General features: G+C 61.6%; 15 protein-coding genes. 7 read left to right on the top strand and 8 right to left on the bottom strand.

Annotated elements, in window-relative coordinates:
• Positions 1–5: 5 nt before the first annotated feature.
• The gene (gene malQ / locus ACP3TA_RS04375; RefSeq protein WP_197755338.1) at positions 6–2,099 is read left to right on the top strand and encodes a 4-alpha-glucanotransferase; all 2,094 of its coding nucleotides are present in this window, start codon (positions 6–8) and stop codon (positions 2,097–2,099) included.
• A gap of 184 nt (positions 2,100–2,283) precedes the next feature.
• Here the strand turns inward: malQ and nfuA are convergent, their stop codons facing one another.
• Positions 2,284–2,859: a Fe-S biogenesis protein NfuA gene (gene nfuA, locus ACP3TA_RS04370; RefSeq protein WP_004930777.1), complete on the bottom strand. Its 576-nt coding sequence runs from the start codon at positions 2,857–2,859 to the stop codon at positions 2,284–2,286.
• 58 nt (positions 2,860–2,917) lie between these two features.
• A complete protein-coding gene (gene gntX / locus ACP3TA_RS04365) occupies positions 2,918–3,601 on the bottom strand; it encodes a DNA utilization protein GntX (protein WP_069100680.1) in 684 nt (227 codons plus the stop codon).
• Between the two features lie 40 nt (positions 3,602–3,641).
• On the opposite strand from gntX, the gene bioH reads away from it, so the two are divergent.
• Positions 3,642–4,412 (top strand): pimeloyl-ACP methyl ester esterase BioH, encoded by a 771-nt coding sequence (gene bioH / locus ACP3TA_RS04360; protein WP_042785508.1) that lies wholly within the window; start codon positions 3,642–3,644, stop codon positions 4,410–4,412.
• 270 nt (positions 4,413–4,682) lie between these two features.
• The gene (locus ACP3TA_RS04355; protein WP_004930765.1) at positions 4,683–4,967 is read left to right on the top strand and encodes a YdgH/BhsA/McbA-like domain containing protein; all 285 of its coding nucleotides are present in this window, start codon (positions 4,683–4,685) and stop codon (positions 4,965–4,967) included.
• Positions 4,968–5,010: 43 nt separating this feature from the next.
• Here ACP3TA_RS04355 and ACP3TA_RS04350 read toward each other — a convergent pair whose 3' ends face one another.
• The 6 genes from ACP3TA_RS04350 to greB all read right to left on the bottom strand — a co-directional run bounded on the left by ACP3TA_RS04350 (position 5,011) and on the right by greB (position 11,433).
• Positions 5,011–5,250: a FeoC-like transcriptional regulator gene (locus ACP3TA_RS04350; protein WP_176589538.1), complete on the bottom strand. Its 240-nt coding sequence runs from the start codon at positions 5,248–5,250 to the stop codon at positions 5,011–5,013.
• Positions 5,250–7,565: a Fe(2+) transporter permease subunit FeoB gene (feoB, locus tag ACP3TA_RS04345; protein ID WP_033645292.1), complete on the bottom strand. Its 2,316-nt coding sequence runs from the start codon at positions 7,563–7,565 to the stop codon at positions 5,250–5,252. Before feoB ends, ACP3TA_RS04350 begins: the two co-directional genes overlap by 1 nt.
• Before the next feature lie 72 nt (positions 7,566–7,637).
• Positions 7,638–7,862, bottom strand: coding sequence for a ferrous iron transporter A (gene feoA / locus ACP3TA_RS04340; RefSeq protein WP_033645291.1), 225 nt, complete (start codon positions 7,860–7,862; stop codon positions 7,638–7,640).
• Positions 7,863–7,866: 4 nt separating this feature from the next.
• Positions 7,867–8,163, bottom strand: coding sequence for a hypothetical protein (locus tag ACP3TA_RS04335; protein ID WP_145957286.1), 297 nt, complete (start codon positions 8,161–8,163; stop codon positions 7,867–7,869).
• A 305-nt stretch (positions 8,164–8,468) separates the two neighbouring features.
• Positions 8,469–10,802: a Tex family protein gene (locus tag ACP3TA_RS04330; RefSeq protein ID WP_046687930.1), complete on the bottom strand. Its 2,334-nt coding sequence runs from the start codon at positions 10,800–10,802 to the stop codon at positions 8,469–8,471.
• 157 nt (positions 10,803–10,959) lie between these two features.
• Positions 10,960–11,433 carry a transcription elongation factor GreB gene (gene greB, locus ACP3TA_RS04325; RefSeq protein WP_033645289.1) on the bottom strand — a complete coding sequence of 158 codons (474 nt, stop codon included), beginning with the start codon at positions 11,431–11,433 and terminating at the stop codon, positions 10,960–10,962.
• 230 nt (positions 11,434–11,663) lie between these two features.
• Between greB and cbpA the strand changes: the two genes are divergently transcribed.
• The 4 genes from cbpA (at position 11,664) to envZ (ending at position 15,280) form a co-directional block, all read left to right on the top strand.
• Positions 11,664–12,626: a curved DNA-binding protein gene (cbpA, locus tag ACP3TA_RS04320; RefSeq protein WP_197760624.1), complete on the top strand. Its 963-nt coding sequence runs from the start codon at positions 11,664–11,666 to the stop codon at positions 12,624–12,626.
• 5 nt (positions 12,627–12,631) lie between these two features.
• Positions 12,632–12,937, top strand: coding sequence for a chaperone modulator CbpM (locus ACP3TA_RS04315; protein ID WP_004930739.1), 306 nt, complete (start codon positions 12,632–12,634; stop codon positions 12,935–12,937).
• A 256-nt stretch (positions 12,938–13,193) separates the two neighbouring features.
• On the top strand, positions 13,194–13,913 hold the full coding sequence (gene ompR / locus ACP3TA_RS04310) for a two-component system response regulator OmpR (RefSeq protein WP_004709363.1): 720 nt from the start codon (positions 13,194–13,196) through the stop codon (positions 13,911–13,913).
• A complete protein-coding gene (envZ, locus tag ACP3TA_RS04305; RefSeq protein ID WP_033645286.1) occupies positions 13,910–15,280 on the top strand; it encodes a two-component system sensor histidine kinase EnvZ in 1,371 nt (456 codons plus the stop codon). The genes ompR and envZ overlap by 4 nt, the downstream gene beginning before the upstream one ends.
• Position 15,281: the final 1 nt, after the last annotated feature.

Raw genomic sequence — 15,281 nt, 5'->3', positions numbered from 1 at the left:
AGCGAATGGATCGCAAGCGTATCGATCAGGCGGCAGCGCAGGCGGGGATCGCTGCCGATTTCATCAATGCTCACGGCAAACGGCAGGCGATTGAGCCGCAGACCAAGCGCAAGCTGCTGGCGGCCATGAAGTGGGCCGATGATGCGGTGCAGGATACCGCGCCGCCGCCGTTACCGGCGGTCAAGGTGTTCTATCAGGGCGCGCCGTTGGCGCTGACGCCGACGGGCGAAGGCGAATACCTGTGGGCGCTGCAGCGTGAAGACGGCGAATGCCTGCAGGGGCGCGTCGGGGCGCGCAAGACCCTGACGCTGCCCGGCGATCTGCCGGCGGGTTACCACCAATTGACGCTGAGCCAGGGCGCACGGCAGTGGTCATGCCGAGTGATCGTCGCGCCGAGGCGCTGCTTCGAGCCGGACGCCTTGTTGACCGGCAAAAAGCTGTGGGGCGCCTGCGTTCAGCTGTACACGCTGCGTTCCGATCGCAACTGGGGCATCGGCGATTTCGGCGATCTGCGCCTGATGGTGGAAGAGGTGGGGGAACGCGGCGGCGCTTTCGTCGGCCTCAACCCGATCCATGCGCTGTACCCCGCCAACCCGGAGAGCGCCAGCCCTTACAGCCCCTCGTCGCGCCGCTGGCTGAACCTGGCGTATATCGACGTCAACGCGGTGGAGGATTTCCAGCGCAGCGACGCGGCGCAGCGCTGGTGGCAGAAGCCGGCGACGCAGAAACAGCTCGCCAAAGCGCGCGCTGCGGAGTGGGTGGATTACACCGCCGTGATGCAGCTGAAACTGGCGGCGCTGAAGCTGGCGTTTCCGGTATTTCAGGCGCGCAAGCCAAACGACGCGCAGCGTCAGGCGTTCGAGCAATTCGTGACGGACGGCGGCGACAGCCTGTACCGGCAGGCGGCCTTCGACGCGCTGCATGCCCATTTGGCGGCGGATGACATCAGCCAGTGGGGCTGGCCGGCCTGGCCCGAACGTTATCGGCAGGGGGATAGCGAAGCGGTGCGGCAGTTCTGCACTGAACACCAGGAAACGGTTCGTTTTTACCTGTGGCTGCAGTGGCTCGCGGCCACCCAGTTCGCGCAGTGTTTTGACCAGAGCAGGCAGCAGCAGATGCCGATCGGCCTGTATCGCGATCTGGCGGTCGGGGTGGCGGAAGGCGGGGCGGAAACCTGGTGTGACCGCGAGCTGTACTGCCTGAAAGCGTCGGTCGGGGCGCCGCCGGATATTCTGGGCCCGCTGGGGCAAAACTGGGGCCTGCCGCCGATGGATCCGCACGTGATGGCGGCGCGCGGGTATCAGCCGTTCATTGATCTTTTGCGCGCCAACATGACCAGCTGCGGCGCGCTGCGTATCGATCACGTCATGGCGCTGCTGCGGCTGTGGTGGATCCCGTATGGCGAAACCGCCGATCGCGGCGCCTACGTCAAATATCCGGTGGACGATCTGCTGGCGGTGCTGGCGCTGGAAAGCCAGCGCCATCGCTGCATGGTGATCGGCGAGGATCTCGGTACGGTGCCGGTGGAAATCGTCGGCAAGCTGCGCGACAGCGGCGTCTATTCCTACAAAGTGCTCTATTTCGAAAGCGACGGCGAACACCATTTCCGCGCGCCGCAGGCCTATCCGGTGCAGGCGATGGCGACCATCACCACCCACGATCTGCCGACGCTGCGCGGCTACTGGCAAAGCGACGATCTGACGCTCGGCAACCGGTTGGGTCTCTACCCGGACGCGGAAATCCTGCGGGCGCTGTTCGCCGATCGAGAACGCGCCAAGCAGGGGCTGCTGGATGGATTGCATCGTTATGGCTGCGTGCCGCAGAAGGTGGGCAAGAAGGCGGCGCTGCTCGGCATGAGCCCGCTGCTCAACCGCGGCCTGCAGCGTTATGTCGCCGACAGCGCCAGCGCCTTGCTTGGCCTGCAGCCGGAAGACTGGCTGGACATGGCCGATCCGGTCAACATCCCCGGCACCAGCGATCAGTACCCTAACTGGCGGCGCAAGCTGACCCGGACGTTGGAGGAGATGTTCGCCGACCCGCGGATAAACCGGCTGCTGAAGGATTTGGACAAGCGCCGACGCAAGGTGTCGGTGGGGTGACGATGAGGTGTCGTTGTATTAGGTCAAAGGATGAGAACTTTAGTCCCATCCAAATGACGGATACCCGAATTAATTGGCGTTGCAGCTAGGCGGCAAGTGCGTAAAACCCCAGGAGCTTACTTAAGTAAGTGACTGGGGTGCGCGCATGCGGCCAACAACGCTGCAACTTCAAGTAAGAAGGGTATCAGTAGTAGGAGTGCTCGCCGCGCTGGTGCTCGGTCAAATCACGCACGCCCTTCAGCTCCGGGAACTTCTGCAGCAGCTCTTTCTCGATGCCTTCTTTCAGCGTGACGTCGACCATCGAACAGCCGTTGCAACCGCCGCCGAACTGCAGAATAGCCATGTTGTCGTCGGTGATCTCCATCAGCGTTACGCGGCCGCCGTGGCCCGCCAGCTGTGGGTTGATCTGCGACTGCAGCACGTATTCCACGCGTTCCATCAGCGGCGCGTCGTCATCGACCTTGCGCATCTTGGCGTTCGGCGCCTTCAGCGTCAGCTGAGAACCCAGCTGGTCGGTCACGAAGTCGATTTCGGCGTCTTCCAGATACGGCGCGCTCAGTTCATCGACATAGGCGGACAGTTTGTCGAACTTCAGTTCGGTATCCGTCGCTTCTACCGCGTCCGGCGGGCAATAAGAGACACCGCATTCGGCCGTCGGCGTGCCCGGGTTGATCACGAATACGCGGATTTGGGTGCCTTCTTCTTGATTTGCCAGCAGTTTGGCAAAGTGTTCCTGTGCAGCATCTGTTATACGGATCATAGCATTAGCTCAATAGTTGACTTCTATAGTCGGTTATAATACGCCCATTGCCGTGGCACTACAACGTGCGGCAAACGCACCATATCTGCACCGAGGCGGCGCCTTGCCGCCGCAGCAGCGCCGCGATCTCCGAGACGGTGCTGCCGGTGGTCACCACGTCATCCACCAGGGCGATATGCCGGCCGGCGACCGGCACGGTACAGGCGAACGCGCGCTGCAGATTGCGTCTGCGGGCAGAGGCGCTCAGCCGCTGTTGCAGAGCGGTTTTGCGCACCCGGCGCAAGGCGGCGGGCCGGTAGGCGCAGCCCAGCCAGCGCGCCAGCGGCCGGGCCAGCAGATCGCTCTGGTTATAGCCACGGCGCCAGCAGCGTGTTGCATGCAAGGGTACCGCCAAAATCAGGTCGGGTCTGTTCAGATACTGCTCTCTGCGCGCCTGCTGCCAGCGCAACAGCATCAGGCGCGCCAGCGCCGGCGCCAGCTCGGGCGCGCGGTGGAACTTGAACCTTTTTACCAAGCCGCTGAGCGGCGTCACGTAGTCGCCGACGAACACCAGCCGTTGCCAGGGCGGTGGCCGTTGCAGGCAGCGGCCGCAGGGCGTGCGCGTCTCCCCGGCGGGCAGCCCGCAGCGCGGGCAACACGGCGGTCTGGCCGGCAGGTGACGCAGGCAGCAGCTGCAGAGGCCATGACGCATCAGGCTCAATGGCTGTCGGCATAGCCAACAGCGGCTGCGGATTGATAGCATAGTGTCTCCGAGACGGGTAAGCATGAAAGGACAATAACCAATGACAGCGCTGTACTGGCAAACAATAGGTGAAGGTGAACGCGATCTTGTGCTGCTGCACGGCTGGGGATTGAACGCCGAAGTGTGGAGTTGCATTCAGGCGCGGTTGACGCCGCATTTTCGCCTGCACCTGGTCGATCTGCCGGGGTACGGCCGTAGCCAGGGGTTCGGCGCCCTGTCGCTGGCGCAGATGACGGAAATCGTGCTGGCGGCCGCCCCGCCGCAGGCCTGGTGGCTCGGCTGGTCGCTCGGCGGGCTGGTGGCCAGCCAGGCGGCGCTGATGCAGCCGCAGCGGGTCAGCGGGCTTATCACCGTGGCCTCCTCGCCGTGCTTTGCCGCCCGCGATGAGTGGCCGGGGATCCGTCCGGACGTGCTGAGCGGTTTCCAGCACCAGCTAAGCCTGGATTTCCAGCGCACCGTCGAGCGTTTTCTGGCGCTGCAGACGCTGGGCACCGAGAGCGCGCGTCAGGATGCGCGCCAGCTGAAAGCGGTGGTGCTCAACCAACCGACGCCGAGCGTCGAAGTACTGAACGGCGGGTTGGAGATCCTGCGCACCGCCGATCTGCGCGCGCCGCTGGCGGAGTTGAATCTGCCGCTGCTGCGGATCTACGGCTATCTGGACGGGCTGGTGCCGCGCAAGGTCGCCGAGCTGCTCGACGCCGCCTGGCCGAACTCCACGTCGCAGATCGTGGCTAAAGCCGCCCATGCGCCGTTTATCTCTCATCCCGATGAATTTGTGACGATGATCGAAGCGTTTATTGCAGCACATTGAATGCAGCGTGAAAACGCACGATAGAGCGCGAAAAAAAACGCTGCCGGGTGGATAAAAGACAAAGCTGTTCAATACTTAGTGAGTCAATGCGTTGGCTGCAAAATGAAAAGACCGCGTGCGGCGATTTTCATTTTGGCGTTTCGTCTCTGGGAAACAGGCCCCGTCAGGGAAAGCAACGAGGCCTGAGGATGTCGCGGCAGCCTGCAGTACTACGCATGGATCCTGGACGGCTTTCATAACAGATAAATTATCCATTGAGAGGTTAGTGTCATGAAATCATTGAAGATGATTATTGCAGCGGCAGTGCTGGGTTCGGTGTCTTTCGGCTCCATGGCGGCAACCCTGCTGACCAAGGAAGATCTGGATAAGAATCCGGGTAAATACGAGAAGATCGGCACCGTGACCACCACGGCGGAAACCACGTCGCCGATGGATGCCAAGGAAGAGCTGTCCAAACTGGCGGACGAAAAGGGCGGTCAATACTACGTGATCCTGGCGGGCCGCGAACACGGTAAATTCAGCGCCATCGCCGAAGTTTACAAAGACAAGCAATAAGCCTTGAACGGCAAGGGGGCGCCCGCAGCGGCGCCCCTGAACGTCAGGCCTTCAGCCGGTAGAACACCGTGCTGCACCCCTGGCCCTGCGGGCAGCTTTTGCAGCCGCCGCTCAGACAGGCGACGTCATCCTGTTCGATGCGTTCCACTTTCCCCATCGCCGTCAAACGGTCCAGCATCGCCTGCACCAGCGGCAGCGGCGTCGCCAGCGATTGGCTGAGCTGCTGCGCCTGAGCGCTGCCGCGCAGCGCCAACGCATCGCGCACCTGCAGCAGCCCGGCCATCAGTGGCAGCTCCCTTTGGCGCCCTGACAGCAGGCCGCCGGCGTGGCGTTGCCCAGGCGAACCGTGACGCGGCTGCGCGCCCGGCGCAGGCCGAACAGCACCAGCAGGTTTACCAGCACCACCGCCAGGATCGCCGTCAGGCTGTACTGCGGATGTTGGTTGAAGGTGGCCGCCTGATAGAACAGCGTCGCCAGCGAGTAGGCGACGTTCAGCCCCCACAGGATTGAGAAGGTCATCCAGCCGCGGCTCGATTCACGGGCGATGGCGCCCATCACCGAGACGCAAGGCACGTACAGCAACACGAAGATCAGGTAGCTGTAGGCGGAAATGCCGGAGCCGAATTTGCTGCTCATCACGCCCATCGAGCCGACGCCCATCTCGCCGTCGCCCTTGCTGGCTTCTATCGGGTTGGAGAGCACGCTCAGGCTGAAGGTGTTTTTCAGCCCGTCCCAGGTTTCCTGCAGCGCGCCGCCCAGCTCGTCGAGCAGGTTGAAGTTGGCGGCGTCGAACGCCTCTTTATTGATGTGCTCGGCGGTGTACAGCGTATTCAGCGTGCCGACCACCACTTCTTTCGCCATCGCGCCGGTCACCAGGCCGACGGTGGCCTGCCAGTTATCGCTGTGGACACCCATCGGCTGCAGCAGCGGCGTCAGCACCTTGGAGACCGAGGCCAGCGCGGAGTCGTTGATGTTGTCGACCGTTTTGCCGCTGAACGAGAAGCTGTTCAGGCCGCCGATGAACATGCTGGCGACCACGATCACCTTGCCGGCGCGCAACACGAAGCCTTTCAGCCGCTGCCAGGTTTGCAGCAGCAGGCTTTTCAGGTGCGGCACGTGGTAAACCGGCAGCTCCATCACGAACGGCGAGGCTTCGCCGCGCATGAGGGTGTATTTCAGCACCAGGCCGGTCAGGATCGCCACCGCGATGCCGAGCATATACAGCGAGAACACCACCCCAGCGCCGTCCTGGCCGAAGAAGGCGGCGGCGAACACCGCGAAGATCGCCAGACGGGCGCCGCAGGACATGAACGGCGCCATCATGATGGTGATCAGGCGCTCGCGCTGGGCGTCCAGCGTACGGGCGCCCATGATGGACGGCACGTTACAGCCGAAGCCGACGATCAGCGGCACGAAGGATTTGCCCGGCAGCCCGAGCGCCTGCATCAGGCGATCCATCACGAACGCCGCGCGCGCCATGTAGCCGGAGTCTTCCAGGAACGACAGGAACAGGTACATCATGCCGATCTGCGGCACCAGCGGTAGCACGGTGTTGATGCCGCCGCCGACGCCCTGCGCCAGGAAGACGGTCAGCCAGTCGGGGAAGTGCAGGGTGTAACCGAGCCACTGAATGCCCTGAATGAAGATCGCCGCCGAGCCGATATCGAAGATCGGCTGCAGCGCGCCGCCGATATTGATCGCCAGCAGGAACATCAGGTACATCACCAGCAGGAAGATCGGTACGCCCAGCCAGCGGTTGAGGATCACTTTATCCAGCATGTCGGTCAGGCGGTTGGGCATCGCCTGCTGCGAGTTGCTGACCGCGTCGCACAGGGCGGCGATGGACTGGTAGCGTGCGTCGGCGATCACCAGCGCCGGGTCCTCCTGCTGCTGCTGTTGCAGCGCCTGAATGGCCGCTGGCAGCCGCGCCACGGCGGGGCCGGCCAGACGGTGGCTGTAGATGTCGCCCTCCAGCATCTGCAACGCCAGCCAGCGGCGCTGCGCCGCCGGCAGCGTTTGCGGCATGGCGTCGCTCAGCGTGGCGACCTCTTTCAGCAGCAGCGGCGGGTAGTTCACCAGCGCCTGCTGTTCGTTGATGCGATGATTGTCGATCATTTGTTTCAGCACGCCGATGCCATCGGCGCGGGTGGAGACCATCGGCACTACCGGGCAACCGAGGCGCGCCGACAGAGCGGCGACGTCGATATCGATATGCTGGCTTTTGGCGATGTCGAGCATGTTGAGCGCCACGATGCAGGGAATGCCCAGCTCCAGCAGCTGCAGCGTCAGGTAGAGGTTGCGTTCCAGGTTGGAGGCATCCACCACGTTGATCAGCAGATCGGCGTCGCCGCTCAAAATGTAGTGGCAGGCGATCTGCTCATCGAGCGACGTCTGCTCCGAAATGGTGGTCAGGGAGTAGGTGCCGGGCAAATCGACCAGCCGCACGTCGGACTGCGGGGTGGTGAAATGGCCTTCCTTGCGTTCGACCGTCACGCCCGCCCAGTTGCCGACCCGCTGGCGCGCGCCGGTCAGTTGGTTGAACAGCGTGGTTTTGCCGGAGTTCGGGTTGCCGATTAAGCCGATGGTGAGTTTTTTCATAGTTCTGCGTGTCGTCTTCAAGGAGAACAGCGCCGGCGCAAAGGCGCACCGGCAAACGGAGGGCGCGCCGGCTCAGGGCTGGCCGTCGAGCTGCAGCAGCGCCAAATCCTTCCTGCGCAGCACCAGGCTGACGCGGCGGGTTTTAATTTCTATCGGATCGCCCAGCGGCGCGACGCGCACCACGTCGAACGAAGAGCCGGGCAGCATGCCGAGCGATAACAATTTTTGGCGGTAGGCCGGCGCAATCTCGCTGGAAAAGCCGACAATCTTATATGTGCGTTTAGGTTGAAGCTGCATGTCATTAACCTTCCGGGTGCCGATGAGCATCGGGCTGATGATAATTGGACGTTGCCGGCGAAAATGCCACGCCGTCGGCGGTATTCATCCATAAGGTCATGCAATAAAGTGAGCGAAAATAATAGTAATTATCATTATCGCGTTCAATACAAAAAGTAAGGGTATTGTAACCAATTATTTTGGCGGCGGCCGCTTTTTGGCTGGTCCCCTTGATAATCCCCGTTTTACCACCGCTTATACGCGGCGACAAATGAGAATGGTGAGTTAAATCAGTTACGTATTTGTAGCCGAGTTTTCTCATTTGCAAATATCGATGGCTTTTTCCCTTTATTTATTTCCGCTGAAAGGCAATTCGATAACATTATTCCGCCGTAATGCGAGCGGTAACCATTTGTGTTTCTCTCACAATTCGCGAGATGAAAAATGCGTGTTAACGAAGTTGTTAATAAATGGCTGCAGGAGGCATTTTTGTTGCCTGAATAATGGGAGGGCGGTCACGCAGGAACGGGAAATAAAAAGATGATGGTTTATTGAGACGGGTCAAGAAATGCCGCAAGTTTTATTCATCAGAAAGGGCGGAGCAGGCTCCGCCCTGTTGGCTCTGGCTTAGCGTTTCTTGCCGAACGCCGCTGCCAGCGCGTCGCCCATGGCGCTGTTGCCGGCCGGCGTCGCATTGCGCGGTTTGGCCTTGTTGCCGCCTGCCGAACGGTTGGCGTTGTCGCGCGCCTGTGCAGGCGCGTTGCCGCCGCGGCGCGGCGAGCCTTCGCCCGGTTGCTCATCCAGGCGCATGCTCAGCGCGATGCGTTTCCGCTGCAGATCGACTTCCATCACCTTCACTTTGACGATGTCGCCGGCCTTCACCACGGTGTGCGGATCTTCGACGAACTTGTCCGCCAGCGAGGAGATGTGCACCAGACCGTCCTGATGCACGCCGATATCCACGAAGGCGCCGAAGTTGGTGACGTTAGTGACCGACCCTTCCAGGATCATGCCCGGCTGCAGATCGTTGAGGGTTTCCACGCCTTCGGCAAAGGTGGCGGTTTTGAACTCAGGACGCGGGTCGCGGCCCGGCTTCTCCAGCTCTTTCAGGATGTCGGTGACCGTCGGCACGCCGAACTTGTCGTCGGTGAAATCGACCGCTTTCAGGCTGCGCACCGCCGAGGCGTTGCCCATCAGATCCTGCAGCGCCTGCTCGGTGGCGGCCAGAATGCGCTGCACCACCGGGTAGGCTTCCGGGTGGACGGTAGAGGCATCCAGCGGGTTGTCGCCGTGGTTGATGCGCAGGAAGCCGGCGCACTGTTCGAACGCTTTCGGCCCCAGACGGCTGACTTTCAGCAGCTGTTCACGGTTGCTGAAGCGGCCGTTCTCGTCGCGCCAGTTGACGATATTCTGCGCCATCATGCGCGTCAGGCCGGCCACGCGGGTCAGCAACGGCACCGAAGCGGTGTTCAGATCGACGCCGACGGCGTTCACGCAGTCTTCCACCACCGAGTCCAGCTTTTTCGCCAGCTGGCTCTGGCTGACGTCGTGCTGATACTGGCCGACGCCGATGGATTTCGGGTCGATCTTCACCAGCTCCGCCAGCGGATCCTGCAGACGACGGGCGATGGACACCGCGCCGCGCAGCGACACGTCGAGATCCGGGAACTCCTGCGCCGCCAGTTCGGACGCGGAATACACCGACGCGCCCGCTTCGCTGACGATCACTTTTTGCGCCCGGACGTCGCTGAACTGCTTTTGCAGGTCGAGATAGAAACGCTCGGTTTCACGTGAAGCGGTGCCGTTGCCGATCGCCACCAGCTCCACGTTGTGTTTGATGCACAGCGCCGCGACGATGGCGGCGGCTTTGGCCGCTTGCCCGGTGTGCGGATAGACGGTGTCGGTGGCCACCAGTTTGCCGGTCGCGTCGACCACGGCGACTTTCACCCCGGTGCGCAGGCCCGGATCGAGGCCCATGGTGGCTCGCATGCCGGCCGGCGCGGCCATCAACAGATCATGCATGTTGCGGGCGAAGACGTTGATCGCTTCATCCTCCGCGCGTTCGCGCACCGTGCCCATCAGTTCGGTTTCCAGGTGCAGCAGCACCTTGATGCGCCAGGTCCAGTTGACCACCGCCTTGCGCCAGGCGTCGGCCGGAGCGTTGTTCAGGCGCAGATTGAGGTGATTGATGATGATCAGCTCCGCCTGGCTTTCGCGCGGCGCTTCCTCAAACTGCGGATCGGCGTTCAGCGCCAGCTGCAGCACACCTTCGTTGCGGCCGCGGAACATCGCCAGCGCGCGGTGCGAAGGCACCTGGGAAATCGGTTCGTGGTGATCGAAGTAGTCGCGGAACTTGGCGCCTTCGTCTTCCTTGCCCTCGACCACTTTGGAGACCAGATGGGCGTTTTTCCACAGGTAGTCGCGCACCTTGGCCAGCAGCGCGGCGTCTTCGGCGAAGCGCTCCATCAGGATATAGCGCGCGCCGTCGAGGGCGGCTTTCACGTCCGCCACGCCCTTCTCGGCGTCGACGTAGCGTTCAGCCAGCTGTTCCGGCTGCTGTTGCGGATCCTGCCACAGCGTGTCCGCCAGCGGTTCCAGACCGGCTTCGATGGCGATCTGGCCACGGGTGCGGCGCTTGGGTTTGTACGGCAGGTAGAGGTCTTCGAGTTCGGTCTTGCTCAGCGTGGCGTTGATCGCCCCCGCCAGTTGTTCGGTCAGTTTGCCCTGTTCATCGATCGACTTCAGGATGGTCTGACGACGATCTTCCAGTTCACGCAGATAACCCAGGCGGGTTTCCAGCTGGCGCAGTTGGGTGTCGTCCAGGCCCCCGGTGACTTCCTTACGATAGCGTGCAATAAAGGGCACGGTATTACCTTCATCCAGCAGACGGATGGCGGAGTCGACTTGCTCCGGCCGGGCCTGCAGTTCTGTTGCAATAATGCGGCTCAGTGGGTCATTCATAGGTCTGGTATCTGTATTGAGAACGGTGAATAAACAGGGGACAGTTATACGGATTGATCGCGGAAAATGCCAGCGGAGCGGGCCGCCGCCGCGCGGCCGCGGCGTGGAGAACAGCTCAGGCGGCGGCGTTGGCGGCGGTTCGGAAAAAGCTGAAAGCTTACTTCGGGTAGTTTATCTCGTTAACGTACCACTGCGCCTCGCCCAGCGGGGTATTGACGGTGGCGACGTCCCCGACCTCTTTTTTCAGCAGGGCGCGCGCCATCGGCGCATCGATGGAGATGTAATCCTTGCGGCCGAAAATCTCGTCGTAGCCGACGATGCGAAAACGTTTGATCTCGCCGTCGTCATTCTCCACCTCCACCCAGGCCCCGAAGAACACTTTGCCTTCCTGCTGCGGGGAGTAATCGACGATCTTCAACTGCTCCAGGCATTTGGTCAGATAGCGGACGCGGCGATCGATCTCGCGCAGCCGCTTCTTGTTGTATTGGTAATCGGCGTTTTCGCTTCTGTCGCCCAGGCTGGCGGCCCAGGTCACTTTCTTGGTCACCTCGGGGCGTTCTTCGCGCCACAGGTAATCCAGCTCTTGTTTGAGCTTGTCATACCCTTCACGGGTTATCAGTTGAGTTCTCATCGTGATTTATCTTTATGGGGCCACCGCCACAGTGTACGTGAATGCGGAGGGCTTTAAAAATGGCGCGCGGGCCTGCGCCTTGTCGCACGGTTTTTATTCAGTTTGCGCAGCTTTTAACAATCGGGAGTATGCTTAGCGATAGCGGAAAAAGAATGTGACGAAAGGAGGATATCTGGCGAGAGAGACAAGGAATTTTGGCGCACAACCCAACACATTGAAGGTATTACCGCATGGAATTTAAAGATTACTACGCCACGATGGGCGTTGAGCCCAACGCCGATCTGAAAACCATCAAAACGGCCTACCGCCGGCTGGCGCGTAAATATCACCCTGACGTGAGCACCGAAGACGACGCCGAGAGCAAGTTCAAGGAACTGGCCGAAGCCTATGAGGTACTGAAGGACGACGAGCGCCGCGCCGAGTACGATCAGATCCGGCTGCATCGCAACGATCCGAACTTTGGCCGCCAGGCGCGCGGCGATCGCGGCGGCTATCAGCAGAGCGCCTCATGGCACGGCGGCGGCGCCGACGCGCAAGACTTCTCCGACTTCTTCGAGAGCATGTTCGGCGGGCGGGCGGCGGGCGGGCACCGTTCCGCTTCGCACTCGCACGGCGGGCATGGCTTCCGCGGCCAGGATCTGGAGATGGAGGTGCCGCTGTTCCTCGAGGAAACGCTGCATGGTCAAAGCCGCGAGATTTCCTACAAGCTGCCGGTGTACGACGAACTGGGGCGGCAGGTAAGCGAAGCCAGCAAGACGCTGAACGTGAAAATTCCGGCCGGCGTGGGCGACGGCGAGCGCATTCGCCTCAAGGGGCAGGGCGTTGCCGGCGTGGGCGGCGGCCAGAACGGCGACCTGTATCTGGTTATCCGCCTCGCGCCGCACCCGCTGTTTGAGATAGACGGCCACAACCTGAGCATCGTGGCGCCGCTCGCTCCGTGGGAAGCGGCGCTCGGCGCCAGCATTGAGGTGCCGACGCTGACCGGCAAAATCGCGCTGACCGTGCCGGCCGGCAGCCAGAGCGGCAAACGGCTGCGGGTCAAAGGCAAAGGGCTGGCGGGCAAGAAAGAGCCCGGTGACCTGTACGTTATTCTCAAGGTGGTGATGCCGCCGAAGCCGAACGAGAAGGCCAGTGCCCTGTGGCGGGAACTGGCTGAACAGGCGGCGTTCAACCCGCGCGCGGAATGGGAGTAAAGCAGATGATGAAAAAAGAGATCACTTTCACCGTGGTGGAATTGTGTCAGAGGGTGGAGATTTCCGAGGACGAGCTGGTCGAGATCGTCGGCCTGGGCGTTATCGTGCCGCTGGAGCCGGCGCAGCCACGCTGGGAGTTTGATTATCCGGCGCTGAGCCATCTGCAGCGCGCACGCAGGCTGCGGGCGGAGCTGGATCTGGACTGGCCGGGGATCGCCATGGCGCTGACGCTGCTCGACCGGGTTGATGCGCTACAGCAAGAGAACCGACAGCTGCGCAGGCAGCTGGCGCGTTTCCTGCAAACTTCCTGACCCGACAGCTGAACGCCACCGGGCGCTTCCCGGTGGCGAAATTGCACAATATTGGGCCGTCGCCCCACATTGCGCCGATAAAGGGCGAAATTTTGACGAACCCCCGTCGACATTCACTGAAAATTGTTGATAAATGGGGAAAAGAATAAGCTTTGTAACAATTTCGTCTAGAATACATACCATTAAACGCTGTCTCAAATGGCAAGGTTTTCTAACAATATTCGAGTCAGGCAATAAAGCCTTTGGGAGTAATACCATGCAAGAGAATCATAAGATCCTGGTTGTCGATGATGACATGCGCCTGCGCGCGCTTTTAGAACGTTATTTAACCGAGCAGGGCTTCCAGGTTCGCAGCGTTGCCAACGCTGAGCAAATGGATCGCTTGCTGACTCGTGAATCCTTCCATTTGATGGTGCTCGATCTGATGTTGCCGGGCGAAGACGGCCTGTCCATCTGCCGCCGTCTGCGCAGCCAGAGCAACCCGATGCCGATCATTATGGTCACCGCGAAAGGCGAAGAGGTCGATCGCATCGTGGGCCTGGAAATCGGCGCCGACGACTACATTCCTAAACCGTTCAACCCGCGTGAGCTGTTGGCTCGTATCCGCGCGGTGCTGCGCCGTCAGGCGAACGAACTGCCGGGCGCGCCTTCGCAGGAAGAAGCGGTGATCGCTTTCGGCAAATTCAAACTGAACCTCGGCACCCGCGAGATGTTCCGCGAAGACGAGCCGATGCCGTTGACCAGCGGCGAGTTCGCGGTACTGAAGGCGCTGGTCAGCCACCCGCGTGAACCGCTGTCGCGCGATAAGCTGATGAACCTGGCGCGTGGCCGCGAATACAGCGCCATGGAACGCTCCATCGACGTGCAGATCTCTCGTCTGCGCCGTATGGTTGAAGAAGATCCGGCGCATCCGCGTTATATCCAGACCGTGTGGGGTCTCGGCTACGTCTTCGTCCCGGACGGCAGTAAGGCATGAGGCGATTGCGCTTTTCACCGCGTAGCTCGTTTGCCCGAACCCTGTTGTTGATCGTCACCTTGCTGTTCGTCAGCCTGGTGACGACCTATCTGGTGGTGCTGAACTTCGCCATCCTGCCCAGCCTGCAGCAGTTCAACAAGGTATTGGCCTACGAAGTGCGTATGCTGATGACCGATCGGCTGCAGCTGGAGGACGGCACGCTGCTGGAGGTGCCGCCGGCGTTCCGCCGTGAGATCTACCGCGAACTGGGCATCTCTCTCTACACCAACTCGGCGGCGGAGGAGAGCGGCCTGCGCTGGGCGCAGCACTACCAGTTCCTCAGCCAGCAGATGGCGCAGCAGCTCGGCGGGCCGACCGATGTGCGGGTGGAGGTGAACAAGAACTCCCCGGTGGTGTGGCTGAAAACCTGGCTGCAGCCCGATATCTGGGTGCGCGTGCCGCTGACGGAAATCCACCAGGGCGATTTCTCGCCGCTGTTCCGCTATACGCTGGCGATTATGCTGCTCGCGATCGGCGGCGCCTGGCTGTTTATTCGTATTCAAAACCGCCCGCTGGTGGAGCTGGAACATGCGGCGCTGCAGGTGGGCAAGGGCATTATTCCGCCGCCGCTGCGCGAGTATGGCGCTTCCGAAGTGCGGTCGGTGACTCGCGCATTCAATCAGATGGCGTCGGGCGTCAAACAGCTGGCGGATGACCGCACTTTGCTGATGGCCGGAGTCAGCCACGACCTGCGCACGCCGTTGACGCGCATCCGCCTGGCGACGGAGATGATGAGCGCCGAAGACGGCTATCTGGCCGAGTCGATCAATAAAGACATCGAAGAGTGCAACGCCATCATTGAGCAGTTCATCGATTATCTGCGCACCGGGCAGGAAATGCCGACCGAAAGCAGCGATCTGAACGCCATTTTAGGCGAAGTGGTCGCGGCCGAGAGCGGCTATGAGCGGGTGATTGAAACCGCGCTGTCGCCGGGCGAGCTGATGATGAACGTGCATCCGCTGTCGATTAAACGGGCGGCGGTGAATATGGTGGTGAACGCGGCGCGTTACGGCAACGGCTGGATCAAGGTCAGCAGCGGCCGTGAGCTGCAGCGCGGCTGGTTCCAGGTGGAAGATGACGGCCCGGGCATCAAGCCGGACGAGTTGAAGCACCTGCTGCAGCCGTTCGTGCGCGGTGACAGCGCGCGCAGCACCAGCGGCACAGGCCTGGGGCTGGCGATCGTGCAGCGTATTATCGACGCGCATGATGGCGAACTGGATATCGGCACCAGCGAGCGCGGCGGGCTATTGATCCGCGCTTATATTCCGTTGCCGATGGAGAAAAAAGAGTCGACCAACGGCCATCAAACGGCCAGGGAAACCGCCTGAC

Source organism: Serratia sp. 2C06 (genome assembly GCF_050037615.1).
GTDB classification, from domain to species: domain Bacteria; phylum Pseudomonadota; class Gammaproteobacteria; order Enterobacterales; family Enterobacteriaceae; genus Serratia; species Serratia ureilytica.
Note: the sequence above shows the minus strand (reverse complement) of the source record. Positions and strands in the feature narration are given on the sequence as shown.